The organism is Streptococcus pseudopneumoniae, assembly GCF_001068775.1.
Classification (GTDB): Bacteria; Bacillota; Bacilli; order Lactobacillales; family Streptococcaceae; genus Streptococcus; species Streptococcus pseudopneumoniae_N.
In genome coordinates this window covers 31,311-58,186 of sequence record NZ_JWAJ01000123.1, presented here as the reverse complement: position 1 = coordinate 58,186, position 26,876 = coordinate 31,311, and the positions used below count along the sequence as shown (strand labels likewise).

Below are 26,876 nucleotides of genomic sequence, written 5' to 3'. Positions count from 1 at the left end.
TCAAACATCATGAGTGCACTTTTGCCTTTTAAATAACCCATGAATTATCCTTGGTGGAATACTTACCAACATATGTACATAATCACGCATCAAGTGTCCGTCGATAATTTCAATACCTTCATAACTACACAAGCGATGAAATATTTCGCCTAAACTACTTCGATATTGATTATAGATGATTTTTCGTCTATACTTAGGGGTGAACACAATGTGATGGAACACATCCACTTTGTGTGTGATAAACTATGAGACTTTTGTGCCATGGTTTTCTCCTTTCGCTTTACAATTGGCTTGAACACCTTTATTGTATCGCGTTTGGAGTTTTTTAGTATAACCTTCGACGCGCACCCGCATAGCGGGTGTTTTTTTTATCTCGTACCTAACGGAGCGAGACGGACTACTAGTCACATAACACCAAAAATCTCTTAGATTCATTTCTAAGAGATTTTTTCTTTATTCCCTCACAACCATCCTTCTTCTTCGGCGGTTTTGGCTGCTTCGGTTCGGTTGCTAGCGTTTAGTTTGGAGAGTATATTGGTCATGTAATTACGGACGGTGCCGTTTGAGAGGTAGAGCTTATCCGCAATTTCTTGGTTGGACAGCCCCTGTGCTACTCCATGCAAAACAGCGACTTCCTGCTCGGTCAAGGGATTGGGATGGGTCATCATGACTTCCATCAGCTCTGGAGAATATTCCTTGCGTCCCTCTAACACCGTATGCAAGGTTTGCATGAGGTCTGCAATGTTTCTTTCTTTCAATACATAAGCATCTACTCCAGCCTTGACCGCTCGTTCAAAATAGCCTGGGCGTTTAAAGGTCGTAACGATAACCACCTTTGTTTCAGGCACTTCTTGTTTGATCCACTCAAGTGCTTCTAGTCCTGTCTTGACTGGCATTTCGACGTCAAGGATGGCAATATCTACTGCTTCTTTCTCCAAAACCTCGATAGCTTCAGCTCCATTTTTCGCCTGCAAGACGGTCTCCACATCTGGTTGAAAGCTTAAGAGCTGGCACATGGCATCTCTAAGCATACTTTGGTCTTCTGCGATTAATACTTTCATCTACTTTCTCTCCTTATAAGGCAGATGCACGCGCACCTCTGTGGGATCTTTCAAACTGACCAGCTCTACTTGACCTGAGAAGGCTGCTGCACGGTCACGGACTGTATGAAGTTCATTCCCTTTTACATTTGCAAATCCTTTCCCGTCATCTCTAACTATCAGGACCAATTCCTGATCTGTACGTTCCAGTTTTAGATAGGCTTTTTCAGCGCTGGCATGCTTGATGATATTGGTCGCAAGTTCTAACAAAATCATAGCAGCTGTCGACTCCACATCTTGGGTCAAACTAGCCTTGTCCAACTGATTGTCAACCTGAACTTCAATCCCAGCAATCTCTAGCATCTTTTTGACAGTCTCAAGCTCTGAAGCTAGGGTCCGTGATTTCAGATTTTCCACAATGGTTCGCACTTCATTCATGGAATCCTTGCTGATCTGGTGAATTTCTTTTAATTCCTTTTCCACCTGTGGATAAGCCTCCATCTGAAACAACTGCAAGGCTAAATCTGTCTTGACACTCAGCATCGCAAAGGTATGTCCCAGACTATCATGCAAATCCTGACCGATACGACTACGTTCATTTTCAGCAAGCAATAGATTTATCTGGGCATTTTGCTTGGCCTGAGCTTCTTTCAAATCCTCGACAATGCGAATTCGAACCAAGCCCAATGTCATCAAATCCACAAAAGTAAGAATTCCAAGCTCAAAGGCTACAGCCTCAGTTTCGACAGACTGAAACATCATGAGTTGTCCAACAACAAGAACTTGAGCAAGGAGAAAAGTCCAGACATGAAGTGAACGTAGGCTACGCACTCTAAAATGATAAATTAAGAGATTGGCAAGGAAAAAGAAGAACCAGATATAATTTACACCAACAAAGGCAGTATAGCCAGCTACATAGGCTAGCATGATAACCCAACAGAGCCAGGATAAACGCTGACTCTTGGTGGTTAAAACACCTAAGTAAGCCAAGACAAATAGAATATCAATCAACAAATGCCAGCTAGGAAGCTCCCCAGTCACTACAGGCAGGATGGGGAAAATCATAAAAATTAAACTAGCCCAAAACATATAATGTATGCTTTTCAGTCTTTCAAGCATTAAGCATTCTCCTTATGACCTTGAAGGTAAATGGTCAAACCAAACAAAACTGCTGAAAAAACAAGTAGATAAACTGTGGCTGATAGATTGATGCCACCCTCGTTTAAGAAGGTCTTGAGCAACTCCATCAACTGATAAGTTGGTAGGCACTTCCCGATTGCTTGCATCCAGTCTGGAAATAAAGAGACAGGCATCCAGAGTCCGCCTAAAACAGCCAAACCAAAGTAAAGAAGATTGCCCACAACAGACATCAGCTGACTGGACGGCAAGAGAGTCAGGGTTAAGCCAAGTGCTACAAAGGCAACACTTCCTACTATCAGCAAGAACGCAGCTCCAATCCAGTTTCCAAGAGACATATCCACACCTCTTACAAAATGCCCAACTGAGAAAACAACCAGAATTGAGACCAAATAATCAACCATCATACTTGTTATCTTTGATAGATAATATTCTACCATATTTACAGGGCTATGACGTAATATTTTCTGCCAGTTGTTGATCTTGTCGGTATGTAAAACAACTGGGAATGAAAAGATAGCTGTCGACATCATGGAAAAAGCCGTCATGGAGATGAGGTAGTCGCGCATAAAATTAGCCGGTCCACCTGGTGTGTCCTGGTACATACCTGAAAAGAATAAATAGAAGGCTGTCGGCATCCCTACGGATAATAGATAATAGACTAATTGTCGTTTGGTCAATAGAAATTCTATCTTGTTTAGTGCGATCCATCGTTTCATCTTAGTCATCTCCCTTTTGTGTTTTTTCAAAGATTGTATCTAGCAAACTACGGTTATTAACTTCGATTTCTTGTATGCTACATCCTGCTTGAACTAACAGTTCCCAAAAAGCATTTGCCTCTCGTGTGACTACTTGCAGAGCATCTTGTTTTTGTACCCAGTTTTCAACCAAGTTAGACTGCTCAACAATTTCCTTGTATGCCAGAGGAAGGATAAAATGCTTTTCAATCTCCTCACTACGCATAGCTAGAGGCGTCGTATCACGAATCAACTCTCCCTTATTCAAGACCAAAATCCGGTCAGCTGTATGCTCTACCTCTTCGATGTAATGGGACGAATAGAGAATGGTAACTCCCTTAGCTTTTAGCTCCTGAACAATTTCCCAAAAGCGTTGACGGGTTGAAGTATCCATGGCCGCAGTTGGTTCATCTAAAAAGACAAGCTTTGGTCGCCCAATCAAGGTCAAGACAAAAGAGAAGAGACGCTTTTGCCCACCTGACAATTTTTCTGCGAATTGCTCTTTTTGTTGCTGGTCAAACTGCAATAGTTGATCGATTTCCTGGTTGCTCAAGGGATTTGGATAAATGCTTTGAAAGAAAGCAATCAACTCTTTGACCTTTAATTTCTGAACGATGACATTTTCTTGAGGGAGGTAGCCTCTAATGTAGTCTAACTTAGAGCTCGTCACTGGCAAGTCTTGGATGGATACTTGACCGCTTGTGACCAGTTTATCTCCAAGCAAACAGTCCAAGAGTGTTGTCTTTCCAGCACCATTTGGCCCAATCAAGGCGACGCATTCACCTTCAGCTACCTCAAAGGAAATATCCTTCAATATAGCCTTGCCCTTGATGTTTTTATTTAGGCTTTCTACCTTAATCATGTTCATGAGACTCTCCTTTCAGCCACTCCTTTCCCATCGGAAAGGCGATAAAAATCATAAATCCTAATCCCCAGGCACCGCGAATGGCTTGGTGAAGGATAGCTTGATCAAACCAACCTGTAAACATTTCTACCAACCATACCACTAGTGATAGTCCAATAAAAAGATAGAGAATCGCTTTTTTCATTTTTCAAACTCCTTTTTCACATCTGAGACTAATTTCAAACCTTCTCGGATCAACCAAGACATGATTCCAAAACTTGCAAACAACTCCCAAGGAAAATGATAGAAGCCTTCATCCAATCCTGAAAACATGAGATAAGTCATGACTCCTGCTGCTACTAAACTCATTGCAATAATTACTTTATGTTTCATTTTTTTCTTCCTCCATTTGATACATCTAGTATAATTCTTTGAAGGTAGAATCACTAGAAGCTTCTGTCATGAGGAGATATGACAAATGTCATTAAAAATGATGGAACAGAAATTACTAGATTGGATTGATTTTCTAGCACCAATCAGCTACTGGGTCCAAAACTCATTGCAAACCAAAAAGATCGGGAATCTTTTCCCGACCTCTTTCGTTTTCTATTTCATTCTTATTCCACACTGAAAAGATATGGATACACTGGTTGTTGACCTTGGTGGATTTCTACTTCAACATCTTCGAATTCTTCTGCGATTTCTTGGGCGATTTGGTTAGCCAATTCTTCACTTCCATCTTCACCGATATAGAAGGTTACGATTTCACTGTCTTCATCCAACATATGTTTCAAGGTTTCAGTCAAGGTTTGGTGCATATCAGGGTTTGATACGAGGATCTTACCATCTACCATACCCAGATTGTCATTTTCATGGATTTCCAAACCATCGATAGTCGTGTCACGAACGGCTGTTGTTACACTACCGCTGACCACATCACCAAGAGCTGCAGTCATACGTTCTTTGTTTTCTTCGATAGACTTGCTTGGATCGAAGGCAAGAAGACTAGTCAATCCTTGAGGAAGGGTACGAGCTTCTACCACAACAGCTGGTTGTTCTAATACTTCTGCAGCAGATTGTGCTGCCATGAAGATATTTTTGTTGTTTGGTAAGAAGATAATGTTGCGAGCATTCACTTGCTCTACAGCCTTGATAAAGTCTTCTGTCGAAGGGTTCATGGTTTGTCCACCTTCGATGACATAGTCCACACCTTGAGCACGGAAGATGTCTGCCAAGCCTTGTCCAGCTACTACTGCGATAAGGGCGTATTCTTTTTCTTCAGCTGGCTTGCTGACTTGAGCTTCTTTTTCCACTTGTGCTTCGTGTTGGTTACGCATGTTATCGACTTTAACCTTAACCAAGCTACCATATTTGAGACCTTCTTGCATGACAAGACCTGGATCTTCTGTATGGACGTGAACTTTAACGATTTCATCGTCATTGACAACAAGCAATGAGTCCCCAAGGTCATTCAAGTAGCTACGGAATTCATCGTAGTTAAACTCTTTAGCATAAGTTGGGCCTTGCTTAAGAGCAACCATGATCTCCGTACAGTAACCAAAGGTGATGTCTTCTGTTGCCATATGTCCAGCTACAGACTTGTGGTGTTCAGCATTGATCATTTCACTCATGTTGGCTGGAGTAGCGACAAAGTCCTCAGAAGCGCTATATTCACCAGTAAGAGCTGAAAGGAAGCCTTCGTAGATGAAGACCAAACCTTGACCACCTGAGTCCACAACACCAACTTCCTTCAAGACTGGAAGCATGTCTGGAGTCTTAGCAAGAGCTGTTTTAGCTCCTTCCAAGGCAGCACGCATAACCTCAATGGCATCGTCTGTCTGCTCGGCTTTTTTCTTAGCACCGATGGCAGCGCCACGTGATACAGTCAGGATTGTTCCTTCAACTGGCTTCATAACAGCCTTGTAGGCTACTTCAACACCAGATTGGAAGGCAAGAGCTAGGTCTTTTCCTGTTAACTCTTCTTTTGTCTTGATGGCTTGTGAGAATCCGCGGAAAAGCTGAGAAGTGATAACTCCTGAGTTCCCACGCGCACCCATCAACAGACCTTTAGCCAAGATACTTGCAGCCTCACCAACAGTTGAAGCTGGTTTGTCTGCTACTTCTTTAGCACCATTTTCGATAGTCATTCCCATGTTTGTTCCTGTATCTCCATCTGGAACTGGGAAGACGTTTAATGAGTTGACATATTCGGCTTGCTTGTTCAAACGAGTAGATGCAGCCTGTACCATTTCTTGAAATAAGCTTGTAGTAATATTTGACACGATTATTCTCCTACAACTTTGATATTTTGAATGTAGACATTCACAGTTTGAGCAGTAATGCCAAGTTGGTTTTCCAAACTAAAACGTACACGCTCTTGGATATTTTTTGAGACTTCACTGATTTTTGTTCCGTAGCTCAACACGGTATATACATCAACTGCAATGCTACCATCTTCGGCCGCTTTTACAACGACACCTTTAGAATAATTTTCCTTTCCAAGGAGGGCTTGGAAATTATCTTTGAGGGCTTTCTTACTTGCCATACCGACCACACCAAAAATCTCAGTTGCTGCACCGCCTACAACGGTAGCAATCACTTCATCTGTTAGTTCGATTTGACCATCTTTTGTATTAATTTTTACAGTCATTTTTTCTACCTCAACTAGTTGATACTCTATTTTATCATATTTCAAGCCAAGTGTAAAAGCAGAATACTGTATCGGCGGATATTTGCTCCTTTGACGAGTGATTTTGTACTTAGAGCAAAAGAAAAAGACCTGATGGCCTTTTACTATTTATTAAACGCGTTCTACTTTACCTGATTTCAAAGCACGAGCTGAAGCCCAAACTTTTTTAGGTTTACCATCGATAAGTACAGTAACTTTTTGAAGGTTTGGTTTTACGGCACGTTTTGTTTGGTTCATCGCGTGTGAACGGTTGTTTCCTGATACAGTCTTACGACCTGTAAAGTAACATACTTTAGCCATTTGTGTTTTCCTCCTATTAGATCTAATATAGCGGATGTGCTAGCACCACATACTGTACTATGTTATCACACTTTCTCTTTTTTGGCAAGGGGATTGAAAGATTTTTTTTATTTAACGTAAACAACTCCTAGTTTCCCAAAAGCTACATCTCCACGGATAATCAAAGTTTTGCTGGTTGGGGCTAGAGGGGCATCTGCCTTGGCTGCTCCACAAAAAGTCTCTACCTTTAGATCTACTCTCCAGTGTTGAGGCACGTAGATAACTGCATTCCCAAATCCGACTTCGATATTCAGAGTAGCAAAATCACCTAACATCTCTGCATTGTCATAATAGATTTTGGCATTCCCAAATCCGACCTCAAACTCATCTTCTACAAATTCTTGGTCTTGCTTGTAAAATGTACCCGCCCCAAAAGCGACTTCCTTGTCTGTCAGAATGGTCTTTTCACCGTCATACCACCATTTTTTTCCATTCCAAGTTCTGTTAGAATGAGTGAGTGCGCTGACACCCATTACGATTAAAATACTTGCCCAAAACAATGATTGATTGGGAATCGGTAAAATGTCATAAAAATGATTAGCAATCATGAGGGCCACTAGGGCTGTAAAAGAGGCTGATGTCAGATGACGACGAAGCAAAGCTTCAATTGATTGATAGGCAAAAAATCCAATACCAATCAAGGGCCAAATCTGCCCTCCCAGAGAAGGGATTCCAAAATTCCCCTGCAATAACACTAAAGCTGCCAATACTAGCAACACAATACCAAATGCTTTCTTTTTCATGTTCTTACCTCATGTTTCTTAGATTTTCTTTTAGGAGGGATTGGTAGTGCCGTGACACGTGAACCTCCTTGTGGGTCTGATAAAAGGAAATAGTTCCTGTCCCTGAAAAGGATTTGTCAACCGAGTAAACTTGCCGAATATTAGCAATAGTCGACTTGGATACCCGACTGAAATAGCGTGGCAGGATAGACTCCAACTCATAAAGCTTGAGCCGAACCTCGTAGGCCTCTTTCTGGGTATGGGCGTAAATCTTGCTCCCTTCCGTCTCAAAAAAGAGGATTTCTGCCAAGTCTAAGTAGTACTCACCCGTCCCCTTATAAAAGATCAACCTAGGAGCTTTGGTTTCTTGCAAGAGTCGTTGCAAGTCAGCTATTTCATCTGTCAGGGCTGCAGCTTTGATGACAATCTCTGTCTCAGTTAATTCACTATCAATCTCGATTCGTAACTTCATCCTATCTCCTTTCTGCATCTACTATACCAAAGGCCAGAGGACTTTACAAGGGCAAAAAAGCAAGTGGTCACTTTTGACCCGTAAGTGGTTACGAGACCAAGCCCACTTGCTTTGCTTTTTAGAAAATAAAGAAAAGAATTCCCCAAAGGAGGCCACAAGCGTAGCCAACTAAAACATCCTTGGGATAATGAACGCCACCTAAAACCCGCACAAGACCGAGAAGAGCTGATAAGACCAACAAAACCAACCCCACAGGCAGATTTGCATGCAGGCAAGCCATGGAAATGATGGTTGCTGAAAAGACATGGCGACTAGGCATTGAATTCCCAGAGCTGTCCTTGTCTAGTAGCGGAATAATTTCCCAAGTCTCATAAGGACGTGGTTGATTGATCCACTTACGAACTAGCGTCAATAGGACAAAGCCAGAAGCTGGCACTAAGATATATGCATAAAGGTCGCTCCCAACCCCTTTACTTACAAAGTTTGTGCCCAACAAGGTCAAGTAAGCTAAGGGCATCAGAACTGTCATCATGCGATTAAAAACTCGCATCAATTGCAATAGTTGTGGATGTCGAAGAAGACTTGATTTCCTCTTCTCGTACCATTCTTGATAGTTTTTCATCTGTTTTCTCGTTGTTTCTAGATTTTACACAAGAAGCCTGACAGAACGAGTCCGCTAGCATCTCCTACTCTAGTATAGTGCAGAAAAAGAAGGCCGTCAAGCCTTCTTTTGAATTACTATTCTTCTACTTGGTCTTCTATAAATTGACTATTGTAGAGGTCGGCATAGAAACCACCCTGAGCCATAAGCTCTTCATGATTTCCTTGCTCGATGATGTTTCCTTCTTTCATGACCAGAATCAAGTCAGCATTGCGGATCGTTGACAAGCGATGGGCAATAACAAAGGATGTGCGTCCCTCCATCAAACGATCCATAGCCTTTTGAATCAACTCCTCTGTACGAGTATCGACTGAGGATGTTGCTTCGTCCAGAATCAAGAGCGGAGCATCTTTGAGCAGAGCACGAGCAATGGTCAAGAGTTGTTTCTGCCCGACTGACAAGGTCACTGTATCATCTAAGACTGTATCGTAACCATCAGGTAAGGTTGTGATGAAGTGGTGGATTCCGACTGCTTTGGCAGCTTCAATCACTTCTTCATCACTGATACCTGTTTGATTGTAGATGAGATTGTCACGAATGGTTCCTTCAAAGAGCCAGGTATCCTGCAAGACCATTGAAAAGGCATCGTGTACTTCTGAGCGCTTCATAGCCTTAGTATCCACACCATCAATGCGAATACTTCCCTTATCAATCTCATAGAACTTCATCAAGAGGTTAACAATGGTCGTCTTCCCAGCTCCAGTTGGTCCAACAATAGCAACCTTTTGACCTGCATGAGCTGTCGCAGAAAAGTCATGAATGATCGTTCGCTCCGGTGTGTAGCCAAATGAAACTCTGTCGAAGATTACTTCACCCTTCATGTTGGTCAATTGTCTTTCCTTATGAGATTCATCTTCCATTTCCTCTTCACCTAGAAATTCGAAGACACGAGTCATGGCTGCACTAGCTTGTTGTAAGCTGGTAATTCCTTGGGCAATCTGTGATAAGGGTTGCGAGAAGGTTCGAACATAAACCATGAAGGCTACAATAATCCCGATACTGATATACCCTTCAAGAGCCAAGGCAGCACCGACGATAATGACTAGAACATAACTAAAGTTGCCTACAAAAACCATGGCAGGCATCATAATTCCAGAGATAAACTGAGATTTCCAGATGCTATCATGTAGATTCTGATTCAAGCCTGCAAATGTGTCTTTTGTTGGTTCCACAGCATTATAGCTGGTCACCACATTGTGGCCAGAGTACATTTCTTCCACATAGCCATTTACAGCTGCTAGGTTGTTTTGTTGAGCTTTAAAGTAGCCCTGCGACTTGGCCATAATTACGGAAACCGCCGCAAATCCAACAAGGGTTGAAACAACGGTTACCAGTGCCAAAATCCAGTTCATACCAAACATGGTAATCAAAACAGCAATCAGTAAAAAGCTGGCTGAAAGAACTGTCCCAAGGCTTTGGTTAAGAGACTGAGCTGCTGTATCAACGTCATTAGTCACACGAGAAAGGGTGTCCCCTTGAGAATGACGGTCAAAATAAGCAAGTGGCAAGCGATTGATTTTCTCAGCAATAGCTGTCCGCAAACGTTTTGAGAAATGTTGGATACTAGTTGAAAAAATGTAGGCTTGCGTATAGTTCAGGATAATCCCAAGCACATAGAGGATAACCAAAAAGCTAGCAATACTTGAGACAGCCTCTAGGTCAATCTCTGCCATTAACCCATCTGAAATCAAATTGGTAATTTCTTTGATCTTAGTTGGTCCATAAACCGTGATAATACTTGAACATATAGCCGCCACAACTGCGATTAGTAGGGGAAGTTGGAGACCTGCTAGAAAAGGTCTACACTGTTTCCATAAGGACATTTTCTTATTTTCCATGTTCCAATTCCTCCTTCGATAGTTGTGAATAAGCAATTTCTTGGTAAACTTCATTGTTTGCAAGAAGTTCCTTGTGGGTGCCTTGTCCCACGACTTTACCTTGATCCAAGACTAAGATCAGATCTGCATCCATAATGGTTGAAATGCGTTGGGCAACGATTAACTTGGTCATGGATTGTGTTTTTTCAGCTAATACTTGACGCAAGATACGATCGGTCTTGTAGTCCAAGGCTGAGAATGAATCATCAAAAATGAGAATCTCTGGTTTACGAGCCAGGGCGCGTGCAATGGCCAGACGTTGTCTCTGTCCACCTGAGAAATTGGTCCCGCCTTGAGCTACTTCTGAAGCTATGCCCGCTTCCTTATCTTCTATAAAGTTTTTAGATTGAGCCAATTCCAGAGCTTGCCACATGGCCGTCTCACTTAGTGGCGTTTCTTGACTCTTACCAAAGTTGAGATTGCCCTTGACATCTCCAGAAAAGAGCACAGCTTTTTGAGGGATATAGCCAACTTTATTACGCAAATCTTCTAAGTCATAATTCTGAACATTGACGCCGTCTACTAGAATTTCTCCCTCTGACACATCATAAAAACGGGGTAAGAGGTTAACTAGAGTAGATTTACCAGAACCAGTTGATCCGATAAAGGCAATGGTTTGCCCTGCTTCTGCCTTGAAGCTGACATGTTCCACAACTGCTTCTGAGTTTTTAGAGTAACGAAAGGTTACATCGCGGTATTCCACTTGACCTTTTACAGAAGAGTTTGCTGTCTGTGGGTGACTAGGATTTTCAATAGTGGAATGAAGGTCCAAGACTTGATTGATACGACCTGCAGAAACCAAGGTACGAGGCAAGACGATAAAGAGAGCACCCATGAGTAAGAAGCCCATTACCACTTGCATAGCATAGGACATGAAGACCACCATATCGCTAAAGAGGGGTAGACGCTCTGTCAAGCTAGCGTCGTTGATAAGATAAGCACCAATCCAGTAAATGGCAAGGACCAAGCCGCTAGAAATTGCCATCATAATAGGATTCATAATGGCCATTAAGCGACTTACAAAGAGATTGAGTCGTGTGACTTCATCATTGGCTTCTTCGAATTTCTTATCTTGATATTCCTCAGCATTGTATGCACGAACAACCCGAATCCCTGTCAAGCTTTCACGAGTAATACTGTTCAGTTTATCTGTCAATTTTTGAATGACAGATTGTTTGGGAAAGGCCAAAGTCATCAAGACAGTTGTCATCAGAACATTGACAATGACTGCCACCACTACTGCCCAAATCCAGTATTCTGACTTGCCAAGGATTTTCCCAATAGCCCAAAGCGCCATGATTGGTCCGCGAGTGACTACCTGAAGTCCCATGGTAAAGAGCATCTGAATCTGCGTGATATCATTAGTTGTCCGAGTCAATAGACTGGGAATTGAAAAACGTTTAATTTCTGTCTGGGAGTAATCCAAAACACGATTAAAAATATCGCTTCGTAGATGAGCCGTATAGGATGCTGCAACTCGAGCGGCAAAAAATCCAACTGTTACAGATGATAGGAAGGCTAAGAATGACAAACCCATCATCTTAGTTGCTGGCGACCAAAGGTCTCCCAACTCCGTACCTGGCGTTCCGAGTAATTCTGTTATTTTTGAAACGTAAGTCGGTACTTCTAACTCTAGATAGACCGAGCAACAGGTAAAGAGAACAGTTATTAGAATCATGCCCCACTCTTTTCCTGTGATACGCTTAGCGAGTTTCTTCATTCTTATCTCCTATTTTTTCTACATTTGCTTGTAGTTTTCCAAGGACTTCTTCAAAGATAAGGAGATTCTCTTCGGAAATGCCATCAAGTAAACTACGGTCAATTAGATTAAAGAAAGACTTAACTTGCTTCATTTGAGAGCGTGATTTTTCGGTCAAATGAACAAATTTCGCCCGTTTATCACTTGGACTCGCCTCCAACTCTACCAAACCATTTTGCACCATACGCTTGACCAAATTACTAGCAACTGACTTGGTAATATTGAGTTCTTGTTCAATATCCTTGATGAGTGTTAATTCTTGTTCATGCTCACGACGTTCTAAAAAACGAATGACCTGCCCTTGCGGTCCCCCCATAAATTCAATACCACAACGCTTGGCTTCCTTTTGTACCATCAGATGTAACTGGTGACCAAAACGTTTAAAGACCAACATCGGTTTATCCATGCTATCTCCCTTCTAAGTAAAAATAGTTCTCTTGAGAACAATTAAGTTTCCATGAGAACTATTTTATCATTTTCAGAAAAGATGTCAAGAAAAAGTTTCTATGAGAACTATCTCGGTATAAATTGACATCAGCTCTTATTTTATCTATAATAAACACTATCTCACACGAACACAAATCCAGTTTACTAGAAATGAGTAATTCACAAATGAAGCAAAAAGAACACAAAATCTTAGGAATCCTTGCCATCATCTTTGGAACCCTGGCCCTTCTTGGTTCTTGGATACCAATTATCAATGGTCTATCCTTTCTCTTTGGATTTGTTGCCTTGATCTTAGGAGTCATCGGCATTGGCCTCAATCTCCAAAATCAAAAAACATTAGCTATGATTGGTTCAAGCTTTGGCCTCATTTCCATTATCATTGTACTGATAAGCCAATTGCTATTCACTCCTATCTTCGCTGATTTTATAAGAGGCTATCGTAGCTCTTCTAATTATCTCATGGAAGAACCAACCAATGAAGATTGGCCAAATAGTACCATTGATGAATATGAAGAGGAAGAAGAGATCTTTACCTGAACTCAAGAACAGTTTGATGCCTTAATAGAGGGCGACGCTTCCAACCAAGGGCAAGGCGGTAGTAATTACAAAGACATTATCAGTGAACATGGGATTCCAGATTCTGAAGCAGATTCAAGTGACAGTGATTATGAAACCAAAAGAATCTCCTATCTATCCCTTGGTTCACCTAGTAAGGCAGTTGTTTTAAACTTTGTAAAGCAGAAAAATGGTCAGTTTCTTCTGATCCGTAAATTCGCCATCGGACTAGATCGCAAAGAACAATCTGATTCTGGAGTGAAAATTTAACATAACTAAAAAGGTGCTGGGAATAGCAATCGGTAGACTAAGTCTCGATTTCTAAATCCCAGCACCACGATATTTCCACAATCCATTGGATTATAGACGATTGTAGATAAAAAATGAAGTTTTTGTAAAAAGAGATTTTTGTCTCTTTCCTGCCCTTTTGTCATCACAAGATAAACAAACCCCTTGAAAATACTGAATTTTCAAAGGGGTTATTTTTATTCTTAGAATCCGTCTACGTTTGTGTAGATTTTTTGGACATCTTCGTCGTCTTCAAGGACTCCGTAAAGTTTTTCAAATGTTTCCAAATCTTCACCTGACAACTCAACTTCTGATTGAGGAATCATTTCCAATTCAGTTACTTGAAATTCTTCAATACCAGATTCACGCAAGGCAACGATAGCCTTGTGAAGGTCAGTTGGTGCAGTGTAGACAGTGATTGTTCCTTCTTCTGCTTCTACATCATCTACATCAACATCTGCTTCAAGCAAGAGTTCAAAAATAGCATCAGCATCGTCACCTGCAAATACGATAACACCCTTGTTGTCAAAGAGATAAGATACAGAACCTGAAGCTCCCATATTTCCGCCGTTTTTACCAAAGGCAGCACGCACGTTGGCAGCTGTACGGTTAACGTTTGAAGTCAAAGTATCAACGATCAACATAGAACCATTTGGTCCGAAACCTTCGTAACGACCTTCTGTAAAGGTTTCGTCTGTGTTTCCTTTTGCTTTATCGATAGCCTTATCAATAACGTGTTTTGGCACTTGCGCTTGTTTGGCACGATCGATAACGAATTTCAAAGCAGTGTTTAATTCTGGATCTGGTTCACCTTTTTTAGCTGCTACATAGATTTCTACACCAAATTTTGCATATACTTTAGAGTTAGCTCCATCTTTAGCTGTTTTCTTAGCTACGATATTGGCCCATTTACGTCCCATTAGGAATCTCCTTTTTTCACATTTTAATCTTTCTTATTATAACACAAGTCTACCTGATTTTCACTAGAGGAAATGGATTTTTCTTTTGTAAATCAATCTAGGATTTCCCACCAGCAACCAAGATTTTCTTGCCTTCTTTGATCCATGGATGCTTGGAAAGCGAGAAGTAAAGTTGGATGGTCATAGCTAGCCAGATAAGGGGTTCGCAAAAAATAACACCTAAATAGCCAGACCAAGGAATAATCCAAGCAACAAAAGCAATCTTTCCTATAAGCTCAATAAAACTAGATACCAAAGGAAGGAGTTTTTGCCCTAAACCTTGCAAGCAGTTCCTATAAATCAGCAAGAGACTCAAGATGGGATAAAAAGTAGAACTGATGCGCAGATACAAAGTGCCATTTTCTACCAAATAAGAGTCTGTCGAGCTTGCCAGGAAGGAGACCAAGGCAGGACTGGCAAAGAATAGGAAAATACAGACAAAGGCTGCCCAAGACATACTCAAACGACTAGAAATCCGAAGCCCTTGGACAATGCGGTCTGGCCGCTTGGCTCCATAGTTTTGAGAGGTGAAAGTCGTTATGGAGGCCGAAATAGAGGTCATCGGTAGTAAAGCAAAGGCCATAATACGCCTTGCCGACGTTTGAGCACTGATAATGACTGCTCCAAAACTATTAACCGATGATTGTAAAATGACGCTACCAATAGAGACAATAGAACCCATCATCCCCATAGCTAAGCCTTGCTCCAAAAGATCTACATAGAGGGCCTTGTCCCACTTAAAATGCTTGAGACTAGGCAGTAACTCAGGCACACTCCTGCGGATATAGAAAAAGCAGAGAAGGGCTGATAAACCTTGCGATATGATTGTCGCAAGACCCGCAGACTGGACTCCCAATTGCAGTTGTGTGATAAAGTACAAGTCAAGGGCAACATTGACCAGAGCTGAAAAAACCAAAAAGCCAAGTGCCGCAAGGCTGTCACCAACTGACCGCAATAAACCTGCAAAGAGATTGTAGGCAAAGCTGACGCCGACACAGCTGACAATCATGGAGATATAATCGTAAGACTGGGGGAGAATTTCTGCAGGAGTTTCCAGATATTGGAGAAGTGGATAGAGACCAACAAAACCTATCGCCATAACAATCACACTTAAAAGAGCCCCTAAAATCCAAGTAGCTGCGACAGCTTCTTTAATCTTTGAAAAGTTACGAGCTCCGTAATAGCGGGCAATCACCACTCCCATTCCATTGCCAACTCCAAGGGCAAAACCGATAATCAAATCAAAGATAGCCGTTGTTGCTCCAACAGCCGCCAAGGAGTCTGGCCCTAGAAAACGTCCAACAATCAAAATATCAGCCGTATTATAAAGTTGCTGAAAGATATTGGACAGTAAAATCGGTAATGCAAAACTAATTAGCGCGGGAAGGATAGGACCATGAATCAGGTCCACCGTTGATTTTTTATTCATAAGGCTTATTATATCAGCTTTCTAGTAGGGGAACAAGAGAGTTTGAATAAGAAAGCGTTGCCTATATACAGACAATCTGGTATAATCGTGACAGAAAAGGAGTTTATGCATGAGCTTAACCAGCCAATTAATTACAGATGTATTTCCAGACCTTGAGAAAGTTGAAAAGTTAAATATCGAAGCCTTTCCTGAAGAAGAGCGAGTATCCCTGTCTGAATTTTTACAATATCAAGATCGAGACGATGCCCACTTTTTCGCCTTTTACAACGAAGAGGAATTTGTAGGATTTGCCTTTGCCATTTCCAATCAAAAGGCTTTCTACATAAGTTTTTTTGCCATTATGCCTCATTTGCGTAGCCACGGCTATGGCAAAGAAATCATTGAAAAGCTGATTGATTTTTACCAGCGTACCATGATTCTTGAAGTTGAACGTTTGGATGAGGAATGCGATAACCTCGAACAGCGAAAAGCTCGCATGGAATTCTATAAACAAAACGGCTTCAAAACCGCCAATGCTTTTTTGGAGTACGAAGGTCTTAGTTTTGAGATTCTATATCGTGGCGACCACTTTGATGAAGAAGCCTACCGTGATATCTTCCAAAAATTACAAGAAGAAAATTATTTTGACTTCCACATCGAGTACCGTCGTTTTAGCGACCACTAACCTATACTGCAGTCTTTAACTTCCCAGTAAGAAACTGCAAATTTCTCTACAATGAATCTCCAATCACCTGCACTACAGGTGATTTTTTTGTGATTCCGAAATAAGATGAAAACTTGGAAAAAATTATCACCGCATATCACAAATAAGGGACTGGGACAAAAGTCCTAGCCTCTCAATTGTCTTTGGATTGTTGAGCAAGACGCAGTGGTTGAGTGGGCTCTACTACGCTGATTTCATCAGCTTTTACAACCCTACTCAACTGTGCGGAGGTGGGACGACGAAATCGAATTCTAACGAATTACCGATTTCTGTCCCACTCTCTTATCATGATTTGTCTCATAAAGATGCACTAAGTTTACGCTTCTGTTCCAGCTTCTGGCATGATGAGCCAAAGCATGAGGTAAGCAAGAATTCCTGATCCACCTAGCAATGTGAAAAGAATCCAAAGTCCACGAACAAGCGTTACATCAATATCTAAGTAGTCAGCAAGACCTGCACAAACACCAGCAATTTTTTTATCTTGAACATTACGAACTAAACGTTTTTCCATAAGAATCTCCTTATACTAATTTTTCTTTTAATTTATCATCAAATCTTTTTCAATAGTCTTGCTAATTTTTATCAGAAGATTCTAGTTTTAGCAAACTATATCCCCTCATTGTTTCAGTTCTTTAGTCCAAGATAACAGAAAAAGTGGGGATGCCTCCACCACTTTTACTTTTTAATCTTCAATTTCGATTTCAAGCTCATCGCCAAGGTCAAGAGTCACTTCTTGATTAGCTACTTCTGATTCCACAGGTGCAACTTTTTCATCGGCCACTGCATCATCTTCAATCAAGCCAAACTTGACACGAACTTGGTGGTCAATCTCGTCAAAGATTTCTGGATGATCTGCCAAGTATTTCTTAGCATTTTCAGAACCTTGACCGATCTTTTCGTCTTTATAAGAGTACCATGCTCCTGCTTTCTTGATGATGTCAAGATCACTTGCAATCTTCAAAAGCTCACCAGTTCTTGAAATCCCTTCACCATACATGATTTCAACAAAGGCTTCTTTGAATGGTGGAGCTACCTTGTTTTTAACAACCTTAATCTTGGTTTCCTTACCTACGCTCGTATCTTTTTGGTCACCAGTTCCCTTGATTTGTGTACTTCCACGCACATCCAAACGGACTGAAGCATAGAATTTAAGGGCGCGTCCACCAGGAGTTGTTTCTGGATTTCCAAACATAACCCCTACTTTTTCACGCAACTGGTTGATGAAGATAGCAATTGTCTTTGTCTTGTTAATAGAAGCCCCGAGTTTACGCATAGCCTGGCTCATCATACGAGCTTGAAGACCAACGTGGCTATCTCCGATATCACCATCAATTTCCGCACGAGGCACAAGAGCTGCAACTGAGTCGATAACAACAAGGTCAACCGCACCTGAGTCAATCAATTTCCCAGCAATTTCAAGACCTTGCTCCCCTGAGTCTGGTTGTGACAAGAGCAATTCATCGATATTAACTCCAAGCGCTGCTGCATAGGCTGGATCAAGAGCGTGCTCTGCATCGATAAAGGCAGCAATTCCGCCTTCTTTTTGGGCTTGCGCTACCGCATGAAGGGCAACTGTTGTCTTACCTGATGATTCTGGTCCGTAGATTTCAATGATACGTCCCTTTGGATAACCACCTGATCCGAGTGCAATATCAAGAGCCAAAGAACCTGAGCTCATCACTTGGACCTTTTGCTCGGCACGCTCACCCAAGCGCATGATTGACCCCTTACCGAAGTCTTTTTCGATCAATTTAAGGGCATCGTTCAAGGCTTTTTCACGATCAGCACCAAATTTTTTGCCAATTTCGTCTAATTTTTTTGTTGGTTTTTTCGCCATTTTATTCTCCTGTATTCTAATAGTCCTTAGACCTTCTTCTATTATAACAAATCTCCAGCACTTAATAAAGCTTTGCGAACTAGGTTAAAGGCATGTAAGACTGCAATTTCTCGCACATCTGCACGACTTCTACCTGCGATATTAGCCTGGATAACTTCTGTACCCGAAGCTTGCGCTAAAGCAATAAAGACTGTACCTGCTGGATGTCCTTCTAGACTATCTGGCCCAGCTACTCCCGTCAAACTAATTCCAAAATCTGACTGGGTTTGGATGCGCGCTTGTTCAGCCATTTTTTCAGCAGTAAAAGCCGATACAACTCCATATTTTTCCAATTCAGCCTGTGGAATATCAAGCATTTTTGCTTTTTCTTCAAGGCTATAAGTCACAAAACCACCTTTAAAAATAGCAGACACACCTGAAAAATCTGCCAAAGTAGCTTGAAAAAGACCTGCAGTCAAGCTTTCTGCTGCAGTGATGGTTTTCTTTTGCTTTTTCAACTCTTCTACTACCAGGCTAGCCAAGCTGGTTTCTTCCCCATAGCCATAGCAAATTTCTCGAAGTGAAACACCCTCAAAGGTTTCTTTTTCAAGGATTTTTTGTTCTAGAGCATCTAGAACACGATCCGCTTCTTCTTGACTCTTAGCCTTGGTCGATAAGCGAAGGGTCACTTCCCCAGTTTTAGCATAAGGTGCCAAAGTTGGATCTGTCTGCTGGTCAATTAAATCTGATAGAATGGTCACTAACTGGCTCTCACCAATCCCAAAGAAACGCAACACACGTGAATAGAGTTTAGAGCCCGTTGTCAATCTCGGAAGCAGCTCATTTAAGACCATAGGTTTCAATTCACTTGGAGGTCCTGGTAGAACGACGTAGGTTACCCCAGCCACTTCAATCATGCCACCTACTGCTAGACCCGTTTCATTTGGTAGCGGGGTCGCACCTTGGATGATTTGCGCTTGGCGCTCGTTGTTAGGAGTACGAGCATAGTCTGGTCTTTGAGCAAAAAAACGATCTAGTTTAGCCTGAGCTTGAGGATCAAAAACCAAATCTCGGCCCAAAAATTTGGCCACAGTTTGCTTGGTCAAGTCATCTTCCGTCGGACCCAAACCTCCCGTTAGAATGACCAGATTGCTACGATTGCTAGCGAGCTCCAACAAAGATAAGAGACGACTTTCATTATCTCCCACAGCAGTCTGAAAATAGACATCCACGCCAATTTCAGCCAACTTTTCAGACAAAAATTGAGCATTGGTATTGACAATCTGACCCGTTAAAATCTCTGTCCCGACAGCTATAATTTCTGCTTTCATTTTTTCCTCCTACTTACCTATTCGGATTTCTTTGAAAAAATCGCAGGAAAATTCCTACGATTTGATGGATAGTCTCCTATTATTCTAATTCTTCTACTGCAACACTAGTAGATTGAGGCAACTGACCCTGACCATAAAGATTCTCATACAAGACTACATTAGTCTCCAAATTCGTAACCTCTGGTTGCCCGAGCGAACGGCGTAAAAGATTTTGCATCTCTAACATATGCTCAGATGTCACGATTTGGTAAGATGTCCCTTGAAGCATTGCATCTTCTCCACGCAATTGTTGAGACTCAATATTTTTAAATGAATCTTGATAACCCATCAACTGAGGAATCGTTGTCGTTGTAATTTCGATATTTGTCTGCATATTATCGCTAAGAGCCTTCAGAATCTCTTGATAATGACTCACACTATTCAAACTAAGAATCTTCTCGACAACCTTTTGAATCACTTCACGCTGACGTTTTTGACGACCATAGTCCCCTTCAGGATCCTGATAACGCATGCGTGAATAAACAAGGGCTTCGTCACCATTGAGGGTTTGCTCACCGACTCCAATCGAAATCGTGTTAAAAGGTTCCTGATCTTGAATAGAGATTGGGAAGCCAAGTGTATTGTTCACTGTAATACCACCTACGGCATCAACCATTCTTTGAAGACCATGCATATTGACCATCACATAACGGTCGATGTGGATATTCATCATCTTTTCAATAGTTGAAATAGCCAGCTCTGCACCACCATTAGCATAGGCGGCATTGAGTTTAGCCTCCATTACACTACCATCTGGTTGCTGGATTTGTGTGAGAATATCACGCTCCAAACTCATCATGACTGTCTTCTTAGTTTTAGGATTCACTGTGACCAAGATCATTGAATCACTATTACCAGCCCATGGATCTGTACGTTCAACATTCCCAGTGTCCACGCCCATAAGCAAAATCGTCAGAGGTTCGGTCGCTTCAATGACCTTGGTTTCTTCACCGATTTTTTTATAGGTTTTAGCCAAAGTCTGTGTACTCTGTTGGTAGATCGTATAGGCATAAGCTCCCACACCAAGCACTGTCACAAGGACCAAACCTAAAAACATTCCAATTATTTTTTTTACCATACTCTTATTCGTCTATCAGTTGACCCATTAGGTAAACATCTAGAAACTCTCCTCCTTCTATACAAGCACCACGTTCCTGTAATCCTTCTATGATAAAGCCCATTTTTTCATACAGATGCACCGCAGCAAGATTTCTTTTTTGAACTGTCAATTGTAATCGTCGAATACTACCACTTGATTTGGCCCATTCAATAGTTTCTTCCAACAAGATACTACCGAGACCATTTCCCCAGTAAGCTTTTTTTATTCCTAAAAAGACATCTCCAATATGACGGACTCGCGGACGTTGATCAGCTGTTGTATTGATGATTCCTACTAACTCATCATTCAAAAAAGCGAGTAGGGTAATTTGATTATCCGACTGGGCCTGCTTATCCAAAAAATGTTGCATTTCAGACTCAGTCATTGCAATCCCATTTTCATCCAGACTGGTAAAATTAGACTCTTGACCAATTTGATCTAAGAGAGTAATGACTTCTGAAGCATCCTGGGTTTCCGCTTCACGGATTAAAAGATCATACTCCATCCGTCAATCCTTTCAAAAGTTCTGTTGCCCTTTGACCATGAGCATGAAAGAGCATTTCTCGCCCCTCATCTTTTTTTAGGATTTCTAACTCCAGATAATCTGAAGGGAGATCCTCACCCAATAGATGTCCCCACTCAATAACCGTTACACCTGATCCAAAAAGAAATTCGTCCAAATCGATAGAATCTGCATCCCCTTCGATACGATAAACATCCAAGTGATACAGGGGTAGACGTCCTTCATATTCTCGAACAATGGTATAAGTAGGACTCTTAATCATTTGATGAATGCCTAATCCCTTAGCCAGACCCTTTGTTAGCGTTGTTTTCCCAGCACCTAACTCACCAGTCAAAATCAATACATCATTTTTTTCTAACAAGTGCCCTAGCTTTTCTCCAAGTGCAATCAACTCATCTTCATTTTTTGTGTACATGTACTTATTATACCAAAAAGTTTTATTTTGTGATATTTCCATCAACAAAAAAAGGGGAGACTCCCCTCTTTTTTTAGTTTTTATCATTAGTTAAGAGCCATACTGATGTAGTTCAAGATAAACAAGGCATCCAAAATCCAAATCATGACATGCACATCTTTCACTTGACCTTTGACAACCTTCGTCAAAGTATAAGTTAAGAAACCAACGGCAATCCCTTGTGTAATTGAGTAGCTGAATCCCATAAAGATAGATGTGAAGAAAGCTGGAACAGCTTCAGCCATATCATCCCAAGGAATGTTTTTCAAGTTAGAGAGCATCATAATTCCAACGATGATCAAAATTGGTGCAGTTGCAGCTGTTGGAACGATTGCTAGAAGTGGGCTAAAGAAGCTTGATAGAGCAAAACAGATGGCAACAACCAAAGCTGTCAAACCAGTACGCCCACCAGCACCGATACCTGCTGCAGACTCAACATAAGTTGTAACGTTTGAAGTACCTGCAATGGCACCTACTGAAGTTGCAACTAAGTCAGAGTAGAGAGCTTTATCCAATTTAGCTGACTCATTGTTTTCACCACTTGTCGCAATGATACCAACTTTTTCACCAGTACCAATAAGAGTACCGATAGTATCAAAAATATCTGTCAATGAGAAAGCAAGAATGGCCATCAAGGTTTCTGGCAAACGAGAAGTGTTTGAAATCAAAGAACCCAAACCTTCTGACCCAAGAGCAGCACCAAACAAAGTTCCTAGATCGTTAACTGCTGATGAAAGATTGTTGCTTGCAAAGTCAATGCTAGACAAATCAACAAGACCAACAGCAATGGCAAGAACTGTCGTTGTCAAAATAGAAAGGATGATACCACCTTTGATCCCCTTAACAACGAAGAAGATAGTAATGGCAAGACCTGCAAGAGCTACCAAGACAGCTGGCGTGTTGAAATCTACCAATCCTGGAACAGCTGCTGAGTTTGCAGTAAGTGCTGCTTGAGCCTTATCTGCTCCTTCACCTGCTACTGTATAAGTACCCGGGTCAATCGAGAATTTCAAGAGACCAGCATTCTTAATCCCAACATAAGCAAGGAAAACCCCAATACCAGCTGAAATCGCTGAACGAAGAGTTGTAGGAATAGACTCAATGATCATTTTACGAACATTGGTCAATGTAATAATCAATGAAATAATCCCACAGATGAAGACCATCCCAAGAGCTTCTTGCCATTTATAACCCATCCCAAATACGACGGTAAATGTGAAGAAGGCATTGAGTCCCATACCTGGAGCTTGCGCATATGGTAAGTTAGCATAGAAGGCCATCATCAAAGTCCCCACAACAGAACCAATGATTGTAGCCAAGAACACACCTTGAACAGGCATTCCTGTTTGTGAAAGCATTTGAGGGTTTACAAAGAGAATATAACTCATTGCAAAGAAAGTTGTTAAACCAGCAAGAACCTCTGTGCGGACATCTGTCCCGTGCTCTTTTAGTTTAAATAGTTTGTCCATTTTTAATCTCCTTTGTCATTTTACGAACAATAGAACCATTATATCATCAATCATTCACCTTTTCAAGGTGTTTTTTTAAAAATTAAAAAAAACTAATAGATATTGTTCTCCCGCATTTCACTTAGAGTCAGCTTTTCTCTCCGCTTTTTGATATAATAGAAAACATCTTATCTGAAACTAGATTCGGGAGGATCTTATGACTAAAAAAATGATTGCCGTCGACTTGGACGGAACCTTACTTAACGGCGAAAGTAAACTATCGGATTTTACCAAAGATACTATCAAACAAATATCTAAAAAAGGCCACCATGTCGTGATTGCAACAGGTCGCCCTTATCGTATGGCTAAAGATTTTTATGATCAGCTTGAACTTGAAACGCCTATGATCAATTTCAATGGTTCCCTTACACACCTACCTGGTAAGGTTTGGGCCCATGAAAAATGCCTGACTGTTGATAAAAAGTATCTCTTAGATATGGTTCTACGAAAAGAGGAAATCGAGGCCGATTTTATCGCAGGTGAATACCGTAAAAAGTTTTACATTACATCCCCAGACAAGGAAATTGCCGATCCTAAATTGTTTGGTGTTGAAAACTTTCGCCCTGAAAATCAATTCAAGTCTGACTTAGTGACTAAGGGGCCTAACTGTATTTTATTACAAACTAGGGCAGACGATAAATATGCACTAGCAGAAGAGATGACTAGCTTTTACAAGCATCAACTTAATATCAATACTTGGGGCGGTCCCTTGAACATTCTTGAATGTACTCCAAAAGGTGTTCACAAGGCCTTTGCCCTTGAATACCTTCTAAATGTCATGAATATAGACAGACAGAACCTGATTGCCTTTGGTGACGAACACAATGACCAAGAAATGCTCTCTTTTGCAGGTAGAGGATATGCCATGAAAAATGCTAATCCCGCTCTACTTTCTTTCGCAGACGAGCAATTACCACTAACCAACGAAGAAGACGGAGTCGCTCACTTTTTACAAGAGCAGTTCCTTTAATAAAAACTATCCCTCCATACTTTTTTGGTAGAAAATAGCTACCTTAATCGTATGGATTTTTTATGCCAAAAATCGATTAAAGAAAAAAGGACTCGAATCCGTGTTAACGAGATTCAAATCCTTACAAAAGATGTCTATTTTTTTAGAACGATACGATCAGAAATTTCGCGATCCATATCATCAATGATCATTTGATTGCCATCAGCTACATAAACCTTGATATCATCTCCAATAAAGACTCGCTGACTCTCTGGTTCGAAGGTGACCTTTTTAATTTCCTGATCGCCATCAGGTTCTACTTCTGTCCATGTTCCAGTATTACCAGTAACTACGAGAGTAATGCTATCTCCCTCATCTTGCCCTTTATAGGTTCCATCAATATTAGTTACTGAACTAGCTGTTGAACTAGAAGCAGATGTTTCCGATTTCTGACTAGTGCTCGCTTCTGCACTAGTACTTGCTTGAGAGGAAGGAGTTGACTGCGTTTTTGGGGAGCAAGCAACCAAGAGACTAAGACTTGCCAAAGCAGCAAGAGAAAGTGTGAATTTTTTTAGTGACATGATGTCTCCTTTCTTTTAGTAGCTTAAAATCAGAATAACCCTGCTGAGCCACCACAACTCTACTATAACAAATAAAGATAGGAGGGTCAATCAAATGACTCTGAGGCCATGAAACAAGCGCGAACCTCTGATATAAAATAGAGAGATCCTGTCACAAATAGCAAGTCTTTCTCCTCTGCAGAACTCTCAAAATTATCTATAAAATCTCGATATGAAGCAATGCTTGTATAATCTCCAAAGTCTTGCTCTTCCAAGGAACCCTGATAGTCAAAACTCGTAACATAGAGATCTACATCAGGTAAATGCTCTGTTAAATAAGTAAGCATTCCACTATAATCTTTCCGCTTTAGGGCACCAAATAGGATTTGAGGTTGATACCCTTGCTGAATTTTTTCCTGGATAAACTCAACCAAACGCTCTAGAGCTGGTAAATTGTGAGCCCCATCTAGATAAATGTGCTCAGTGACAGCTTCTAGCCTTCCAGCCCATTTAGTAGCTTGCAAGGCAGCACGTACTGGTTCTTGATCTACTTTCTCGTTTCTTTGTACCATAAATAGTAGAAAAGTCTGCAAGGCAAGAGCTGCATTTTCCTCTTGATAAGCTCCTTCCAATCCTAGTTTTAATTGGGTCAAATCCGCTAGAGAAGAAGAAAAATCTCCTGATTTGAAAGAAAAATCTTTGTCAGCTTGATAGAGAGTCACACCTAAATCTTCCGAAATCTTTTGACAAACAATCTGTGCTTCCGGTGCTAAGTTGGCAATAACGGCTGACTTGCCTAACTTAAAAATCCCTGCCTTCTGCTCTGCAATTGCTGTTAAACTATCGCCCAAGGTCTCCTGGTGATCGAGGCCGATTGATGTGATGATTGCAATTTCACCTGTCACGACATTGGTAGTATCAAGAAGTCCACCTATCCCAACTTCCAGTAGGACTAAATCTACTTCTTGCTCTTTAAAATAGAGCAAAGCAATCAAGGTCAGCAACTCAAAAAAGGATAGCTGATCGTGAGTTTCTAGAAGTTCTTGCTCCATCGTCTTGACTTGATCTGCTAAACGAATAAAATCTGCGTCCGATACGAGGTCGCCATTAATGCAGATACGGTCATGGATGCTAACAATATGAGGCGAAGTAAAGGTCCCCACCTTCTTTCCATGACTAGCAAAAAGCTCCCTCATAAAAGCAATAGTTGACCCCTTGCCATTTGTCCCTGTCACATGGATAATTGGATAGGTTTGCTCAGGATTCCCCAGCAAATCTACTGCTCTTTGCATCCGTCCCAATCCTGATCTAAAATTCAATCCAATCCGACTATGAAGCCATTTTTCTACTTCAATCATGCTTATCTCCTTAACAAAAAAGCGAAGATTCTCTTCGCTTTTTACTCATTTTGCTAGATACTAGCTAAATTTTATTTTTAGCGTCAGGCTAAAAACGTCCACTGGACGTTCCTGCTTTTTCTTCTTTCTAGAAGCAGGGCTGATACAGTCTCCCAAACTTACCAGCTCTCTCTTAATTCAAGGAGCTGGGCTAAAAACATCCCCCGAACTTACTGACGGTTTTTATTTTTAGCGTCAGGCTAAAAACATCCACTGGATGTTTTTACTCCTCCATAAAGCTGTTGAAGACTTCTTCAATCATATTCCATTCATCTTCTGAATCTTCAGGGATTGGTTGCAATTCGCCTTCTGTTCCATCTTCATTTTCGATGAATGAGTAAGCTTGGATTTCAACTTCGCCGTTTTCATCTTCTTCTGCGTTAACTGGTACAAGAAGAACATAATTTTTACCAAATTCTTCTTTTCCGTCAATAGTCAAAAGGATTTCAAATAAAGTTTCGTTTCCTTGCTCATCTACAAGTGTAATAAGTTCACGTTCTTCGTGATCGTGGTTGTGATCGTGTGACATAGTTTCTCCTCTG

The 26,876-nt window shown here is 41.1% G+C and carries 29 protein-coding genes and 2 pseudogenes; 3 read left to right on the top strand and 28 right to left on the bottom strand.

The features are described from left to right. From tnpA to ADF68_RS06950, 16 genes and pseudogenes are all read right to left on the bottom strand, one after another. Positions 1-263: pseudogene (tnpA, locus tag ADF68_RS10590) on the bottom strand (IS200/IS605 family transposase); the annotation flags it as partial. A gap of 198 nt (positions 264-461) precedes the next feature. Next, positions 462-1,061: a response regulator transcription factor gene (locus ADF68_RS07020; protein ID WP_049549191.1), complete on the bottom strand. Its 600-nt coding sequence runs from the start codon at positions 1,059-1,061 to the stop codon at positions 462-464. Next, the gene (locus tag ADF68_RS07015) at positions 1,062-2,159 is read right to left on the bottom strand and encodes a sensor histidine kinase (RefSeq protein WP_049549190.1); all 1,098 of its coding nucleotides are present in this window, start codon (positions 2,157-2,159) and stop codon (positions 1,062-1,064) included. It abuts the gene before it with no gap. After that, positions 2,159-2,896 carry an ABC transporter permease gene (locus ADF68_RS07010; RefSeq protein ID WP_049549189.1) on the bottom strand — a complete coding sequence of 246 codons (738 nt, stop codon included), beginning with the start codon at positions 2,894-2,896 and terminating at the stop codon, positions 2,159-2,161. Before ADF68_RS07010 ends, ADF68_RS07015 begins: the two co-directional genes overlap by 1 nt. Position 2,897: 1 nt before the next feature. Then, positions 2,898-3,782: an ABC transporter ATP-binding protein gene (locus tag ADF68_RS07005; protein ID WP_049549188.1), complete on the bottom strand. Its 885-nt coding sequence runs from the start codon at positions 3,780-3,782 to the stop codon at positions 2,898-2,900. Beyond that, positions 3,769-3,963 carry a hypothetical protein gene (locus tag ADF68_RS07000; protein WP_049549187.1) on the bottom strand — a complete coding sequence of 65 codons (195 nt, stop codon included), beginning with the start codon at positions 3,961-3,963 and terminating at the stop codon, positions 3,769-3,771. The genes ADF68_RS07005 and ADF68_RS07000 overlap by 14 nt, the downstream gene beginning before the upstream one ends. Continuing rightward, complete coding sequence (locus ADF68_RS06995; RefSeq protein WP_006149242.1) at positions 3,960-4,151, bottom strand: hypothetical protein; 192 nt, start codon at positions 4,149-4,151, stop codon at positions 3,960-3,962. Before ADF68_RS06995 ends, ADF68_RS07000 begins: the two co-directional genes overlap by 4 nt. A 224-nt stretch (positions 4,152-4,375) precedes the next feature. Beyond that, positions 4,376-6,040: a DAK2 domain-containing protein gene (locus ADF68_RS06990; protein ID WP_049549186.1), complete on the bottom strand. Its 1,665-nt coding sequence runs from the start codon at positions 6,038-6,040 to the stop codon at positions 4,376-4,378. Positions 6,041-6,042: 2 nt separating this feature from the next. Beyond that, entirely contained in the window at positions 6,043-6,408 is a 366-nt protein-coding gene (locus tag ADF68_RS06985) for an Asp23/Gls24 family envelope stress response protein (protein WP_000216431.1), read from the bottom strand. Between the two features lie 150 nt (positions 6,409-6,558). Next, positions 6,559-6,747, bottom strand: coding sequence for a 50S ribosomal protein L28 (rpmB, locus tag ADF68_RS06980; protein WP_001140948.1), 189 nt, complete (start codon positions 6,745-6,747; stop codon positions 6,559-6,561). 107 nt (positions 6,748-6,854) lie between these two features. Next, positions 6,855-7,529, bottom strand: coding sequence for a LiaF transmembrane domain-containing protein (locus ADF68_RS06975; RefSeq protein ID WP_049549185.1), 675 nt, complete (start codon positions 7,527-7,529; stop codon positions 6,855-6,857). A 4-nt stretch (positions 7,530-7,533) separates the two neighbouring features. Beyond that, a complete protein-coding gene (locus tag ADF68_RS06970) occupies positions 7,534-7,980 on the bottom strand; it encodes a LytTR family DNA-binding domain-containing protein (RefSeq protein ID WP_004250544.1) in 447 nt (148 codons plus the stop codon). Between the two features lie 118 nt (positions 7,981-8,098). Further along, a complete protein-coding gene (locus ADF68_RS06965) occupies positions 8,099-8,602 on the bottom strand; it encodes a phosphatase PAP2 family protein (protein WP_049549184.1) in 504 nt (167 codons plus the stop codon). Positions 8,603-8,718: 116 nt separating this feature from the next. Then, entirely contained in the window at positions 8,719-10,479 is a 1,761-nt protein-coding gene (locus ADF68_RS06960) for an ABC transporter ATP-binding protein (protein ID WP_049549183.1), read from the bottom strand. After that, positions 10,469-12,238: an ABC transporter ATP-binding protein gene (locus ADF68_RS06955; protein ID WP_049549182.1), complete on the bottom strand. Its 1,770-nt coding sequence runs from the start codon at positions 12,236-12,238 to the stop codon at positions 10,469-10,471. The genes ADF68_RS06960 and ADF68_RS06955 overlap by 11 nt, the downstream gene beginning before the upstream one ends. Continuing rightward, positions 12,222-12,683: a MarR family winged helix-turn-helix transcriptional regulator gene (locus tag ADF68_RS06950; protein WP_049549181.1), complete on the bottom strand. Its 462-nt coding sequence runs from the start codon at positions 12,681-12,683 to the stop codon at positions 12,222-12,224. The genes ADF68_RS06955 and ADF68_RS06950 overlap by 17 nt, the downstream gene beginning before the upstream one ends. 206 nt (positions 12,684-12,889) lie before the next feature. Here ADF68_RS06950 and ADF68_RS11710 point away from each other — a divergent pair. Continuing rightward, a pseudogene (locus tag ADF68_RS11710) lies at positions 12,890-13,549 on the top strand (hypothetical protein). A 221-nt stretch (positions 13,550-13,770) separates the two neighbouring features. Here ADF68_RS11710 and ADF68_RS06940 read toward each other — a convergent pair. Together ADF68_RS06940 and ADF68_RS06935 are read right to left on the bottom strand one after the other, a co-directional pair. Beyond that, positions 13,771-14,487 (bottom strand): YebC/PmpR family DNA-binding transcriptional regulator, encoded by a 717-nt coding sequence (locus tag ADF68_RS06940; protein ID WP_000532896.1) that lies wholly within the window; start codon positions 14,485-14,487, stop codon positions 13,771-13,773. Between the two features lie 97 nt (positions 14,488-14,584). Further along, the gene (locus ADF68_RS06935) at positions 14,585-15,955 is read right to left on the bottom strand and encodes an MATE family efflux transporter (RefSeq protein WP_049549180.1); all 1,371 of its coding nucleotides are present in this window, start codon (positions 15,953-15,955) and stop codon (positions 14,585-14,587) included. Positions 15,956-16,064: 109 nt separating this feature from the next. Here ADF68_RS06935 and ADF68_RS06930 point away from each other — a divergent pair, with 109 nt between their 5' ends. Then, the gene (locus tag ADF68_RS06930; RefSeq protein ID WP_049549179.1) at positions 16,065-16,619 is read left to right on the top strand and encodes a GNAT family N-acetyltransferase; all 555 of its coding nucleotides are present in this window, start codon (positions 16,065-16,067) and stop codon (positions 16,617-16,619) included. Between the two features lie 355 nt (positions 16,620-16,974). Here ADF68_RS06930 and ADF68_RS06925 read toward each other — a convergent pair whose 3' ends face one another. The 7 genes from ADF68_RS06925 to ADF68_RS06895 all read right to left on the bottom strand — a co-directional run bounded on the left by ADF68_RS06925 (position 16,975) and on the right by ADF68_RS06895 (position 23,389). Beyond that, positions 16,975-17,169 (bottom strand): PspC domain-containing protein, encoded by a 195-nt coding sequence (locus ADF68_RS06925; RefSeq protein ID WP_049549178.1) that lies wholly within the window; start codon positions 17,167-17,169, stop codon positions 16,975-16,977. 171 nt (positions 17,170-17,340) lie between these two features. Continuing rightward, complete coding sequence (recA, locus tag ADF68_RS06920; protein ID WP_049549177.1) at positions 17,341-18,495, bottom strand: recombinase RecA; 1,155 nt, start codon at positions 18,493-18,495, stop codon at positions 17,341-17,343. 41 nt (positions 18,496-18,536) lie between these two features. Continuing rightward, positions 18,537-19,805 (bottom strand): competence/damage-inducible protein A, encoded by a 1,269-nt coding sequence (locus ADF68_RS06915; RefSeq protein WP_049549176.1) that lies wholly within the window; start codon positions 19,803-19,805, stop codon positions 18,537-18,539. Positions 19,806-19,884: 79 nt separating this feature from the next. Next, complete coding sequence (brpA, locus tag ADF68_RS06910; RefSeq protein WP_049549175.1) at positions 19,885-20,922, bottom strand: biofilm formation/cell division transcriptional regulator BrpA; 1,038 nt, start codon at positions 20,920-20,922, stop codon at positions 19,885-19,887. 4 nt (positions 20,923-20,926) lie between these two features. After that, entirely contained in the window at positions 20,927-21,448 is a 522-nt protein-coding gene (locus ADF68_RS06905; RefSeq protein WP_049549174.1) for a GNAT family N-acetyltransferase, read from the bottom strand. After that, the gene (tsaE, locus tag ADF68_RS06900; RefSeq protein WP_049549193.1) at positions 21,438-21,881 is read right to left on the bottom strand and encodes a tRNA (adenosine(37)-N6)-threonylcarbamoyltransferase complex ATPase subunit type 1 TsaE; all 444 of its coding nucleotides are present in this window, start codon (positions 21,879-21,881) and stop codon (positions 21,438-21,440) included. Before tsaE ends, ADF68_RS06905 begins: the two co-directional genes overlap by 11 nt. 86 nt (positions 21,882-21,967) lie before the next feature. Then, complete coding sequence (locus ADF68_RS06895; protein ID WP_049531200.1) at positions 21,968-23,389, bottom strand: NCS2 family permease; 1,422 nt, start codon at positions 23,387-23,389, stop codon at positions 21,968-21,970. Positions 23,390-23,585: 196 nt separating this feature from the next. On the opposite strand from ADF68_RS06895, the gene ADF68_RS06890 reads away from it, so the two are divergent. After that, entirely contained in the window at positions 23,586-24,398 is an 813-nt protein-coding gene (locus ADF68_RS06890; RefSeq protein ID WP_049549173.1) for a Cof-type HAD-IIB family hydrolase, read from the top strand. 134 nt (positions 24,399-24,532) lie between these two features. Here ADF68_RS06890 and ADF68_RS06885 read toward each other — a convergent pair whose 3' ends face one another. The 3 genes from ADF68_RS06885 to ADF68_RS06875 all read right to left on the bottom strand — a co-directional run bounded on the left by ADF68_RS06885 (position 24,533) and on the right by ADF68_RS06875 (position 26,863). Beyond that, a complete protein-coding gene (locus ADF68_RS06885; RefSeq protein WP_049549172.1) occupies positions 24,533-24,958 on the bottom strand; it encodes an SP_0198 family lipoprotein in 426 nt (141 codons plus the stop codon). 86 nt (positions 24,959-25,044) lie between these two features. Beyond that, positions 25,045-26,295: a bifunctional folylpolyglutamate synthase/dihydrofolate synthase gene (locus tag ADF68_RS06880; protein ID WP_049549171.1), complete on the bottom strand. Its 1,251-nt coding sequence runs from the start codon at positions 26,293-26,295 to the stop codon at positions 25,045-25,047. 262 nt (positions 26,296-26,557) lie between these two features. Continuing rightward, the gene (locus ADF68_RS06875; RefSeq protein ID WP_000017624.1) at positions 26,558-26,863 is read right to left on the bottom strand and encodes a DUF1292 domain-containing protein; all 306 of its coding nucleotides are present in this window, start codon (positions 26,861-26,863) and stop codon (positions 26,558-26,560) included. Between the last annotated feature and the right edge of the window lie 13 nt (positions 26,864-26,876).

Excerpts from the sequence above, each read along its gene's own strand:
- ADF68_RS07020 (WP_049549191.1), bottom strand. The coding sequence starts at position 1,061 with ATGAAAGTATTAATCGCAGAAGACCAAAGTATGCTTAGAGATGCCATG.
- ADF68_RS07015 (WP_049549190.1), bottom strand. The coding sequence starts at position 2,159 with ATGCTTGAAAGACTGAAAAGCATACATTATATGTTTTGGGCTAGTTTA.
- ADF68_RS07010 (WP_049549189.1), bottom strand. The coding sequence starts at position 2,896 with ATGAAACGATGGATCGCACTAAACAAGATAGAATTTCTATTGACCAAA.
- ADF68_RS07005 (WP_049549188.1), bottom strand. The coding sequence starts at position 3,782 with ATGAACATGATTAAGGTAGAAAGCCTAAATAAAAACATCAAGGGCAAG.
- ADF68_RS07000 (WP_049549187.1), bottom strand. The coding sequence starts at position 3,963 with ATGAAAAAAGCGATTCTCTATCTTTTTATTGGACTATCACTAGTGGTA.
- ADF68_RS06995 (WP_006149242.1), bottom strand. The coding sequence starts at position 4,151 with ATGAAACATAAAGTAATTATTGCAATGAGTTTAGTAGCAGCAGGAGTC.
- ADF68_RS06985 (WP_000216431.1), bottom strand. The coding sequence starts at position 6,408 with ATGACTGTAAAAATTAATACAAAAGATGGTCAAATCGAACTAACAGAT.
- rpmB (WP_001140948.1), bottom strand. The coding sequence starts at position 6,747 with ATGGCTAAAGTATGTTACTTTACAGGTCGTAAGACTGTATCAGGAAAC.
- ADF68_RS06975 (WP_049549185.1), bottom strand. The coding sequence starts at position 7,529 with ATGAAAAAGAAAGCATTTGGTATTGTGTTGCTAGTATTGGCAGCTTTA.
- ADF68_RS06970 (WP_004250544.1), bottom strand. The coding sequence starts at position 7,980 with ATGAAGTTACGAATCGAGATTGATAGTGAATTAACTGAGACAGAGATT.
- ADF68_RS06965 (WP_049549184.1), bottom strand. The coding sequence starts at position 8,602 with ATGAAAAACTATCAAGAATGGTACGAGAAGAGGAAATCAAGTCTTCTT.
- ADF68_RS06960 (WP_049549183.1), bottom strand. The coding sequence starts at position 10,479 with ATGGAAAATAAGAAAATGTCCTTATGGAAACAGTGTAGACCTTTTCTA.
- ADF68_RS06955 (WP_049549182.1), bottom strand. The coding sequence starts at position 12,238 with ATGAAGAAACTCGCTAAGCGTATCACAGGAAAAGAGTGGGGCATGATT.
- ADF68_RS06950 (WP_049549181.1), bottom strand. The coding sequence starts at position 12,683 with ATGGATAAACCGATGTTGGTCTTTAAACGTTTTGGTCACCAGTTACAT.
- ADF68_RS06940 (WP_000532896.1), bottom strand. The coding sequence starts at position 14,487 with ATGGGACGTAAATGGGCCAATATCGTAGCTAAGAAAACAGCTAAAGAT.
- ADF68_RS06935 (WP_049549180.1), bottom strand. The coding sequence starts at position 15,955 with ATGAATAAAAAATCAACGGTGGACCTGATTCATGGTCCTATCCTTCCC.
- ADF68_RS06930 (WP_049549179.1), top strand. The coding sequence starts at position 16,065 with ATGAGCTTAACCAGCCAATTAATTACAGATGTATTTCCAGACCTTGAG.
- ADF68_RS06925 (WP_049549178.1), bottom strand. The coding sequence starts at position 17,169 with ATGGAAAAACGTTTAGTTCGTAATGTTCAAGATAAAAAAATTGCTGGT.
- recA (WP_049549177.1), bottom strand. The coding sequence starts at position 18,495 with ATGGCGAAAAAACCAACAAAAAAATTAGACGAAATTGGCAAAAAATTT.
- ADF68_RS06915 (WP_049549176.1), bottom strand. The coding sequence starts at position 19,805 with ATGAAAGCAGAAATTATAGCTGTCGGGACAGAGATTTTAACGGGTCAG.
- brpA (WP_049549175.1), bottom strand. The coding sequence starts at position 20,922 with ATGGTAAAAAAAATAATTGGAATGTTTTTAGGTTTGGTCCTTGTGACA.
- ADF68_RS06905 (WP_049549174.1), bottom strand. The coding sequence starts at position 21,448 with ATGGAGTATGATCTTTTAATCCGTGAAGCGGAAACCCAGGATGCTTCA.
- tsaE (WP_049549193.1), bottom strand. The coding sequence starts at position 21,881 with ATGTACACAAAAAATGAAGATGAGTTGATTGCACTTGGAGAAAAGCTA.
- ADF68_RS06895 (WP_049531200.1), bottom strand. The coding sequence starts at position 23,389 with ATGGACAAACTATTTAAACTAAAAGAGCACGGGACAGATGTCCGCACA.
- ADF68_RS06890 (WP_049549173.1), top strand. The coding sequence starts at position 23,586 with ATGACTAAAAAAATGATTGCCGTCGACTTGGACGGAACCTTACTTAAC.
- ADF68_RS06885 (WP_049549172.1), bottom strand. The coding sequence starts at position 24,958 with ATGTCACTAAAAAAATTCACACTTTCTCTTGCTGCTTTGGCAAGTCTT.
- ADF68_RS06880 (WP_049549171.1), bottom strand. The coding sequence starts at position 26,295 with ATGATTGAAGTAGAAAAATGGCTTCATAGTCGGATTGGATTGAATTTT.
- ADF68_RS06875 (WP_000017624.1), bottom strand. The coding sequence starts at position 26,863 with ATGTCACACGATCACAACCACGATCACGAAGAACGTGAACTTATTACA.